The following is a 9,004-nucleotide window of genomic DNA, read 5'->3' on the forward strand; positions in this document are numbered from 1 at the left end:
ATAACCTGTCTCAATTGGGGACAGGCACTTTTGCTGGTTGACAACCTGCCATACTCCAAAATCTCGGTGGCAAAAGAGCCAGTCCCCGGAGGTCAATAAATAAGTTTCGCTGTAGTGTTATATTAACAAACGGTTATTTTTTTGTGCGTAACAGCAAAGACGATCCCACACACAGCAAAACCAGACATACGGCCTGGACAGGGCTGAACACCCATATTATGGACTGATAATCATACCTGAAAAAATCAACCGCAATGGTGGTGACAGCATACAATATCAAAAACAGCCCTGCAAGCTGTCCTTTAGATTTAAAAACGCCCTGCACGGCTAAAAGCAAAATAAAAATCATCAGCGCGGCCAGGGCATGGTAAACCTGCGCCGGATGCAGACTGACAAAAAGCGGTCCCAGAGAATCCGGGTGCGTAAAGGTGACCGCCCAGGGCACATCTCCGGGACGGCCGTATCCGCAGCCTGCAAACAAACAGCCCACCCAACCCACAATCAGCCCCAGAGCAGTGCCTGGAGCCACGGCATCCAGCCAGGCTGATATGTCCTGCTTTTTCAGGGTAAGGTACAATAACAGGGCTGCTGCACCGGCAATGCCGCCGCCAATGAGTACCAGTCCGCCGTCCCAGAAGTGCAGCAGCCTGGTAAAAGATCCTTCAAAATCCCGGGGGTAAAGAAGAAAGTAAAACAGCCTGGAGCCTGCCAGACCAGCCAGGAGCACGTAGAAGCCGAATTCCAGGACCAGACCCCGGTCCAGGCCTTTCCTGCCGGCCTCGCGCATAGTCCATGCCATGCCCAGAAGATAAGCGGTCGCCATGAAAAACCCGAAAGCATAAATGCTTAACCCCCCAATTTCAATCAGAATCGGCTTCATGACGCTTTTTCTTATAAAAGGCCACTATCAGCAAGACGGCCCCAACAGATATTGCAATATCCGCCACGTTAAAAGCGGGCCAGTGATGGCTGCCCAGGTGAAAATCCAGAAAATCAATGACCATACCCAGCCGGATGCGGTCTATCATGTTGCCCAAAGCCCCGCCCAGAATCAGGCCCAAGGCGGTAAAGAGGTAATAGTCCTCGCGCTGCACCGTACGCAGCAGGTGAATTACCAGCACTACTGCCAGGCCGGTGGCTCCAAGAAAAAAGTAGGTCCGCAGGTTGCCTTCCAGGTCCGCAAGAAATCCGAAGGCTGCACCCTTGTTCAGAACAAATACCAGGTTGAACAGTCCGGGAATCACCGTCCTGGTCTCACCCAGAGCCAGATTGCTCTCTATCCATATCTTGGTGACCTGATCCAGCACCAGGATCACTGCAGACAAAATTATCACCAGTTTATATCTGTAAGGCACCATTTTCCTCCTGTCTGTGAAACCCTTAAGGCCGTAAAGGTTCAGCGCCGGTCGGCGCGCAATCACCCACCGTCCACCACCCGGCTGCACCTGGAGCACACTGCATCCGCATCCGCATCAGGGGCCAGGTCTTCGCTGTAGACCCAGCAACGGGGGCACTTGTTTCCAGGCGCCCTGCGGACCTCGATGTGCAGGCCATGTTCTTCCCGGCTGGCAAAGCTGTCCTGCCCGGCCTCTTCCAGGGGCCTGATCTGGGCCTTGGACACGATAAACACATCCCTTAAATGATCCTGCACCTGGGCAAGCCTTGAGAGCTTGTCTTCCTCCAGATAGAGTATCACGTGACTGTCCAGGGAATGTCCGAGTTCCTTGGATTGCCTGAAAGGCTCTATGGCCTTGGTCACTTCCTGGCGAATGCGCCCCACCATGTCCCAGAGTTCTTTTTCGTCCTCCTCCAGCCGGCCTACACCGTCAAGATCCGGCCTCCAGCCGAAGACTGTATCCGAGTCGCTCTTCAGCTTTTCCGGCAGGTGGCCGTAAATTTCTTCAGCTGTAAAGCTGAGGATGGGAGCCATATTTTTCAAGAGCACCTGCAGTACATGATACAGCGCACTCTGGGCCGATCTTCGCTCCCGGCTTCCGGGTGCCGATACATACAAGCGGTCCTTGATGATATCCAGGTAAAAGGATGACAGTTCCAGCACGCACAGGTTATGCAGGTTGTGGTAGACCTTGTGAAACTCGAAGCGCTCAAACGCCCTGTGCATGGCCCTGTTCTTCTCCATGACCAGGTGCAGGGCGTAGCGATCCAGTGGATGCATAGCTGACGACTCCACAAGATCCTCTACAGGATCAAAGTCATAAAGGTTGCCCACCACGAAGCGGCAGGTATTCCTGATACGGCGGTAGGCGTCCACCAGCCTGGTCAAAATCTCCTGGGAAATGCGCACGTCTTCCTGGTAGTCCACCGCAGAGACCCAGATGCGCAGGATCTCGGCCCCGTACTTGTCGATAATCTCCTGGGGGGCGATAACATTGCCAATGGACTTGGACATTTTACGCCCCTCGCCATCCACTACATAGCCATGGGTCAGCACGGTTTTATATGGAGGTCTGTCCCTGGTACCCACCGAGGCCAGCAGGGAACTGTGAAACCATCCCCGGTGCTGATCAGTACCCTCCAGGTACATATCCGCTGGAAAGGAGCATTCCGGGCGCTTTTCCAGCACTGCGGCAAAGCTGGTACCCGAGTCGAACCACACGTCCAGGATATCGTCCTCTTTCCGCCAATCCTGTGAGGCACACTCAGGACAGGTCAACCCCTTGGGCACCACGTCCTCTACGTCAGCCTCGAACCAGTAGTCACAACCCCGCTCATGTTTTTCAAAGCGCTCCACAATGGAAAAGAACCACTCCGGATCGGTATAGGCGTGGTCGCACTTGCTGCAGAGCAGGGCCACGATGGGCACCCCCCAGTTTCTCTGCCTGGAGATGCACCAGTCAGGGCGGTTTTCTATCATGGAATATATGCGCTCCCGCCCCCAGGCCGGGATCCACTGCACCTCTTCCTGGATGGCCTCCAGGGACCTTTGCCGCAGGGAGTTTTCCTCCATGGTGATGAACCACTGGGTGGTGGCCCTGAAAATTACCGGCTGCTTGCAGCGCCAGCAGTGGGGGTAGGAATGTGTCTGCTTTTTCCCGGCCGGCAAAAGACCGAGTTTTTCCAGCTTTGAAATCACCAGGGGGTTGGCCTCGTGTACGTTCTTGCCTTCCAGGAAGGGGACCGAAGCATCAAAACAACCATGATCGTCCAGAGGGGACAATACCTCCAGGCCGTATTTGAGCCCGGTGTCGTAGTCCTCGCGCCCGTGGCCCGGGGCCGTGTGCACCAGGCCTGTCCCGCTGTCCAGGCTGACGTAGCCGGCCAGGACTATGGGAGAGGGTCGCTCCAGAAACGGGTGTGTCGCCTGCAGATTCTCCAGGGAACTTCCCAGAGTCCGGCCGTGCTCGGTATAATCCTGCCACCCCAGGACACCTGCCACGCTCTCGACCAGTTCGCAGGCCAGAAGGTAAAAGCCTCCCTGGGCCTGCACAAGCGTGTATTCCAGGTCAGGATGCACGGCAATGGCCATGTTCCCGGGAATGGTCCAGGGGGTAGTGGTCCAGATGAGGGCGTATGTCTTTTCCGGATCCGCCCCGGTAAAAATCTTCAGCAGGTCTTTATCTTTTACCGGGAAGGCCGCGTAAATGGAAGGGGAGGTATGCTGGTCATATTCCACCTCAGCCTCGGCCAGGGCGGTGCGACAGTCAATGCACCAGTAAATTGGCTTTTTACCCCGTATAACCTGCCCTTTCTGGATAAATCTTCCCAGTTCCCGGGCTGTGGCGGCCTCATACTGAGGATGCATGGTCTGGTAAGGAGCATCCCAGACCCCCAATACTCCCAGGCGTTTGAATTCCTTGCGCTGTATACCCAAATACTTTGCTGCGTATTCCCGGCACAGCCTGCGCACGGTCAGGGGCGGCACCTCCTTGCCCTTGGCCCTCAACTGCTGGTCAACCTTATGTTCTATGGGCAGGCCGTGGCAGTCCCAGCCCGGGACGTATTCTGCCCGGAACCCGTGAAAATTTTTGGATTTAACAATGATATCCTTGAGGACCTTGTTCATGGCCGTGCCTATGTGAATGTTGCCGTTGGCGTATGGAGGCCCGTCGTGCAGGACGTAACGGGGGCAGTCTCTGCCGGCCTGGATCATTCTGGTGTAAGCATCCGTCTCTTCCCAGAATTTGAGGGTCCCGGGCTCATTCCGGGTCAGGTTGGCCCGCATGGGAAAAGTGGTCTGAGGAAGGTTCAGGGTTTTTTTGTAATTGGTCATGGGTTTGCCTTTTTATAATAATTGCGTCCAGGTATCCGATAAACTATGCTTTGGGATTAGCACTACAGCGAAACTTCAAAAATTTATAACCTGTCTCAATTGGGGACAGGCACTTTTGCTGTTTGAAAACTTGCAATTGAACAAAAAATCAGGCGGCAAAAGAGCCAGTCCCCGGAGGTCAATATATAAGTTTCGCTGTAGTGTTAGGGCTTAGCACAAATTTCGAAACAACATGTTGTTTCATTTTTAAAGAAAGCCAGGAGGTTTTGCCCACGGAACACACGGAAGGGCACGGAAGTTTTTAAAGCGTTGCGAAGCAACGCATATTCCGTGAAATTCCGTGTATTCCGTGGGCCTGGTGACTCACTAAAGATAAATAAATATTAATATTGTCTCATTACCAGCATGAAGTCAAGATTTTATCCGGCTCAAATGAGCCTGAAACACCACAAAACATAGCTTATTATATCCTGAATGCCTGATTAGCCATGCACCAGGCAACCCCATAATCCAAAACCTGATACTCAAATACTGCTGGCAACTGAAATACAATATGCAACCCTACACTGATATAAAACAGCCCGCCTGCATTCTTTGCGGCAGGGGTCTGGAGGTCTGTCCCCTGTTCAGGATCACCTGCCGCGAAGACATGAGTCCCCGGGGCAAGGCCTTTCTCCTGGCAAACATCGGCATGCAGGGCATAAGCTCCAGGGAGGCCTCGAACCTTGCAGGACTTTGCACCGGGTGCGGCAGGTGCGCTGATGTCTGCCCTCAGAACATGGACCTTCCAGGCCTCATCGCACGGCTCAGGTTCGGGCATCCCCAGTGGAAAAGCTGGTTGTTCTCCAGGATATTGACAGGGGGTTCTTTTTATCTTCCTCTGCTTGCCCAGGGAGGTCGTCTTTTTCCTGAATCATCCGTGGGCAGGTCATTAGCAGTCCCCCGGGGTAATGCAGGCTCTCTATTCAGGGTCCAGCCTCCCAGGCAGCACTCTGGCAGGGCGGTCATCTTTCCCGGGTGTTTGGGACGCTTTGTACGCCGGGATCTGGAAAAAAAAGCCGCAAGCTTACTGACATCTGCCGGCCTTGATGTTCTGCCCGTCCCGGACTGGAAATGCTGCGGATTTCCTCTGGGACAGGCTGGTTATCTGCAGGAGCAGCAGTCATCCATGCAGTCCAACCTGAAAACCTGGGAGGAGCTGGGCAGGCCGCAGGTCTATGTGTTCTGCGCCACCTGCCGGGCCGGGCTCACTTCATCGCATGCTGCTCAAGGGCTGCCTCAGGAGATCCAGCATCTTGCCGCAAATACTTTTTTGCTGTCCCGGGTATTGCCTGATTCAAGGATTGAGTTCCTGCCTCAGGAACCGCCACAGGAGCTTGTCTGGCACGAACCCTGCCACGGGACAAAAGACACAGCCCCGGCACTGCAAAACCTGCTGTTGAAAGCGGGGTTGAACCTAAAAGTTGCTTCGGAACAGTGCTGCGGTCTTGGTGGGTCCTTTCGCCTGCAGGCTCCGGATTTGAGCCTCAAACTTGCCCGGGAACTCTGGCAAAATATCTTGCCTGAAGGCCCTGGCCTTTGCCTCACTGAATGCGCAGGCTGCATGATCCAGCTGGCTTCGACAAGTCCACCCGGGACAACTGCGGTGCACTGGCTGGAGCTTTTTCAGGACGAAGATACAGAACATTTGACTTAAGCCCGGGGAGTTTATATTAAGGAGTAAGGCATCTATTCACCAAATATTTTTGGCTCTCGCCCGCTCGAAGACTCGCTTGAGTCACAGAGATCGCGGAGAAGAGAGGTCAGTTTTTCATTCCTGCGGGTTGCAGTAATGAAAAAAGGCTCCCGCCCCAGGCGGGGAGCTTATGATTCATAGCCCCCAACTCGGGGGATATGAATATTATATCTCTTCCTCGTGCCTTGCTCTGCGGCTCTAGGGCCGCTTCGGCCCGGGCGTGAGATATTCTCTTCTTTACGTGACCAGTGAATATTTTGGTAAAATATGTGGTGAATAGTTACGGAGTAAGTTTAACTTCAAGCCCCTGAATCCGTGCAGTTTTTTGTAATTGATTCAGGTTTCAACTTACAGGACAACTAATTTTGTCAACAGAAATGTGCCTGCTGCTGGACTTGGGCAACTCCAGCATCAAACTGGCCCTGGCCGGCCTGGACGGACTAAGGCCGTCATTTGAACTGCCCACGGATATCAGAGAGACCCCTGATTCCCTGGGGCTCAAGGTCATGGCATATTTGCAGCAGGAGCAGGTAAATCCCGGTAACATCCATGCCTGGCTTGCAGCATCGGTGGTGCCCCGCCTGAACCCGGTCATAAAGAGCACCGCAAAAAAAATCTGCAGTGCAAAGGTGTACCAGGTGCCTGGAGATCTGTATCCGGCCATCAAAAACAATTACCAGAATCCTTCCGAACTGGGTGCAGACCGGCTGGTGAGCGCTTTTGCCGCCCGCAGGATGTATCCCGACTCCGGGATAATTGTGGTGGATTTCGGTACTGCAACCACTTTTGACTGCATAATAAAAAACGAGTACTGTGGAGGACTAATCAGTCCAGGCATCTTTTCTTCGGTGCAGGCCCTGAACACCCTGACGGCAAAGCTGTCCTGGTTTTCACTGGAAGAAGCCGACGAATCGCTGGAGATATGCCGCAGTACCGTCCAGGGGCTGACCCAGGGTACTGTATTCGGATTTGCCGGCATGACCGACGGCCTGATATCCAGGCTCAAAAAGCTCATGCCCGGGGATACGCTGGTGGTGGCCACCGGCGGAGGAGCAGGCGTAATAGCCCCGGTTTGCAGTTACTTGGATGAAGTACAGCCATCTCTGCTGTTGCAGGGTCTGCTGTATACAGCAATAGACAATATAATTTTAAACCCAAGGAGTAGGCAATGAGTGTAATTTCGGATATTCTGGCCAGGCAGATACTTGATTCCCGGGGCAACCCCACCATAGAGGTGGAAGTGATTCTGGAATCCGGCATACTGGGGCGGGCAGCCGTGCCCTCAGGCGCCTCCACCGGTTCCCGCGAGGCCCTGGAACTCAGGGACGGCGAAAAGGCCTATGGCGGCAAGGGAGTCTCTCTGGCCGTGAAACACGTAACCGAGGACATTGCCGGCGACCTCATCGGCATGGACTCCCTGCGCCAGGTGGAGATCGACGAATTCATGATCGACCTGGACGGCACCGAAAACAAGTCCAAGCTTGGGGCCAATGCAATGCTGGGGGTCTCCATGGCAGTAGCCCGGGCCGCGGCCACCTACACCGGCCTGCCCCTGTACCAGTATATCGGCGGGATCAACTCCAAGGTCCTCCCGGTTCCCCAGATGAACATTATCAACGGCGGCGCCCACGCAGCCAACAACCTGGACATCCAGGAGTTCATGGTCATGCCCCTGGGGGCCAGCACCTTTTCCGACGCCCTGCGCATGGGCACCGAGACCTTTCACACCCTGAAAAAGCTTCTATCCAGGGATGGCTTATCCACCAGCGTGGGCGATGAGGGAGGTTTCGCCCCCAATCTCAAAAGCAATGCCCAGGCCTTTGAATACATAATAAAGGCCATTGAGGAGTCCGGATACCAGCCGGGCTCGGAAATAGCCCTGGCCATAGATGCTGCAGCATCTGAATTCTTCCGGGACGGCAAGTATCATCTTGCCGGGGAAAACAAAATCCTGACCTCGGATGAGCTGATTGATTATTACCAGGAACTGGCCAAGAAGTTCCCCCTCATAAGCATCGAGGACGGACTGGCTGAAAGCGACTGGGAAGGCTGGCGCAAGTTCACCTCCGTGGCCGAGGACACCATGCAGATAGTCGGTGACGACATCTTTGTCACCAATCCTGCCATACTGGCCGAAGGCATAACATCCGGTGTGGGCAATTCAATTCTGATCAAGCTGAACCAGATAGGAACATTGACCGAGACCCTGGATACCATAGAAATGGCCAAGTCATCGGCCTATTCCACGGTGATTTCGCACCGTTCCGGGGAGACTGAGGATTCCTTCATCGCCGACCTGGCGGTTGCAGTGAACGCGGGCCAGATCAAAACCGGCTCTGCCAGCAGAAGCGACCGCCTGGCCAAGTACAATCAGCTTCTGCGCATCGAGGAGGAACTGGAAGAGCAGGCCATCTACTTCGGCCCGGCCATCGCCCTGCAGTGGTTTGGAAAGGAATAAAATCGGCATGGGGCATGGAGCATGGGGCATGGGGAAGACAAAAAGCAGAAATTCAGATGAAAGAGGGGGGGGCACCATGTCTTCATCGCCCCCTCGCCCCCTCGCCCCCTCGCCCTTAACTCACAACCACTCCGGCATAGCCCACAACCTGGGAATAATCTCCTGTGACGTCTCCTGAAGTGGAGTAATCAATAAATTCCGTGCTCCTGGCACCGAGTTCCCTGGCGCAGGCCAGGCCCAGGGTCATGGGCATGACACCGCACATGGATATCCTGTTCCGGGTGACTATCTGGTGCAGTCCCGGGGGGTCCAGGTCCAGGATCTTTTCTATAGCCATGTGATCCATCCTTTTGGCATGTTCCTGGGGCACAAAATGGCTCATATCCGTGCTCACCACCAGGGATACGTCCAGGGCCAGGTCCCTGACTGCCCGGGCCAGGTCCTCGCCGGCCTGCAGCAGTACCTGGAGATCGGGCTCTGCTATGGCTATGGGCACTACCCTGCACCCGGGAACAGCCCTGGCCAGAAACGGCAGGACCACTTCCAGGGAATGCTCGCCCTGGTGGGCCTGGTAATCGAA

7 protein-coding genes are annotated in these 9,004 nt (G+C 54.7%); 3 read left to right on the top strand and 4 right to left on the bottom strand.

From position 1 onward, the window contains the following. Nucleotides 1–133 precede the first annotated feature (133 nt). From QZP87_RS03160 to ileS, 3 genes are read right to left on the bottom strand one after another with little or no spacing between them, the layout of a single operon-like run. A complete protein-coding gene (locus QZP87_RS03160) occupies nucleotides 134–880 on the bottom strand; it encodes a prolipoprotein diacylglyceryl transferase family protein (protein ID WP_291321462.1) in 747 nt (248 codons plus the stop codon). Then, nucleotides 861–1,358 carry a signal peptidase II gene (gene lspA / locus QZP87_RS03165; RefSeq protein WP_363330982.1) on the bottom strand — a complete coding sequence of 166 codons (498 nt, stop codon included), beginning with the start codon at nucleotides 1,356–1,358 and terminating at the stop codon, nucleotides 861–863. Before lspA ends, QZP87_RS03160 begins: the two co-directional genes overlap by 20 nt. Before the next feature lie 59 nt (nucleotides 1,359–1,417). Then, nucleotides 1,418–4,231, bottom strand: a complete 2,814-nt coding sequence (gene ileS / locus QZP87_RS03170; RefSeq protein WP_291321463.1) for an isoleucine--tRNA ligase — start codon at nucleotides 4,229–4,231, stop codon at nucleotides 1,418–1,420. A 553-nt stretch (nucleotides 4,232–4,784) separates the two neighbouring features. Here ileS and QZP87_RS03175 point away from each other — a divergent pair. From QZP87_RS03175 to eno, 3 genes are all read left to right on the top strand, one after another. After that, entirely contained in the window at nucleotides 4,785–5,927 is a 1,143-nt protein-coding gene (locus QZP87_RS03175) for a (Fe-S)-binding protein (RefSeq protein WP_291321464.1), read from the top strand. 404 nt (nucleotides 5,928–6,331) lie between these two features. Next, entirely contained in the window at nucleotides 6,332–7,138 is an 807-nt protein-coding gene (locus QZP87_RS03180) for a type III pantothenate kinase (protein ID WP_291321465.1), read from the top strand. Further along, nucleotides 7,135–8,424, top strand: a complete 1,290-nt coding sequence (gene eno / locus QZP87_RS03185; RefSeq protein WP_291321466.1) for a phosphopyruvate hydratase — start codon at nucleotides 7,135–7,137, stop codon at nucleotides 8,422–8,424. The genes QZP87_RS03180 and eno overlap by 4 nt, the downstream gene beginning before the upstream one ends. 115 nt (nucleotides 8,425–8,539) lie before the next feature. Here the strand turns inward: eno and amrB are convergent. Beyond that, nucleotides 8,540–9,004: AmmeMemoRadiSam system protein B (gene amrB, locus QZP87_RS03190; RefSeq protein ID WP_291321467.1), on the bottom strand; the 465-nt coding region annotated here is incomplete at its 5' end.

Source organism: Desulfonatronospira sp. (assembly GCA_003563255.1).
GTDB lineage: Bacteria > Desulfobacterota > Desulfovibrionia > Desulfovibrionales > Desulfonatronovibrionaceae > Desulfonatronospira.

Bases quoted from the DNA above. Each gene is read 5' to 3' on its own strand.
- QZP87_RS03160 (WP_291321462.1), bottom strand. From the start codon at position 880: ATGAAGCCGATTCTGATTGAAATTGGGGGGTTAAGCATTTATGCTTTC.
- lspA (WP_363330982.1), bottom strand. From the start codon at position 1,358: ATGGTGCCTTACAGATATAAACTGGTGATAATTTTGTCTGCAGTGATC.
- ileS (WP_291321463.1), bottom strand. From the start codon at position 4,231: ATGACCAATTACAAAAAAACCCTGAACCTTCCTCAGACCACTTTTCCC.
- QZP87_RS03175 (WP_291321464.1), top strand. From the start codon at position 4,785: ATGCAACCCTACACTGATATAAAACAGCCCGCCTGCATTCTTTGCGGC.
- eno (WP_291321466.1), top strand. From the start codon at position 7,135: ATGAGTGTAATTTCGGATATTCTGGCCAGGCAGATACTTGATTCCCGG.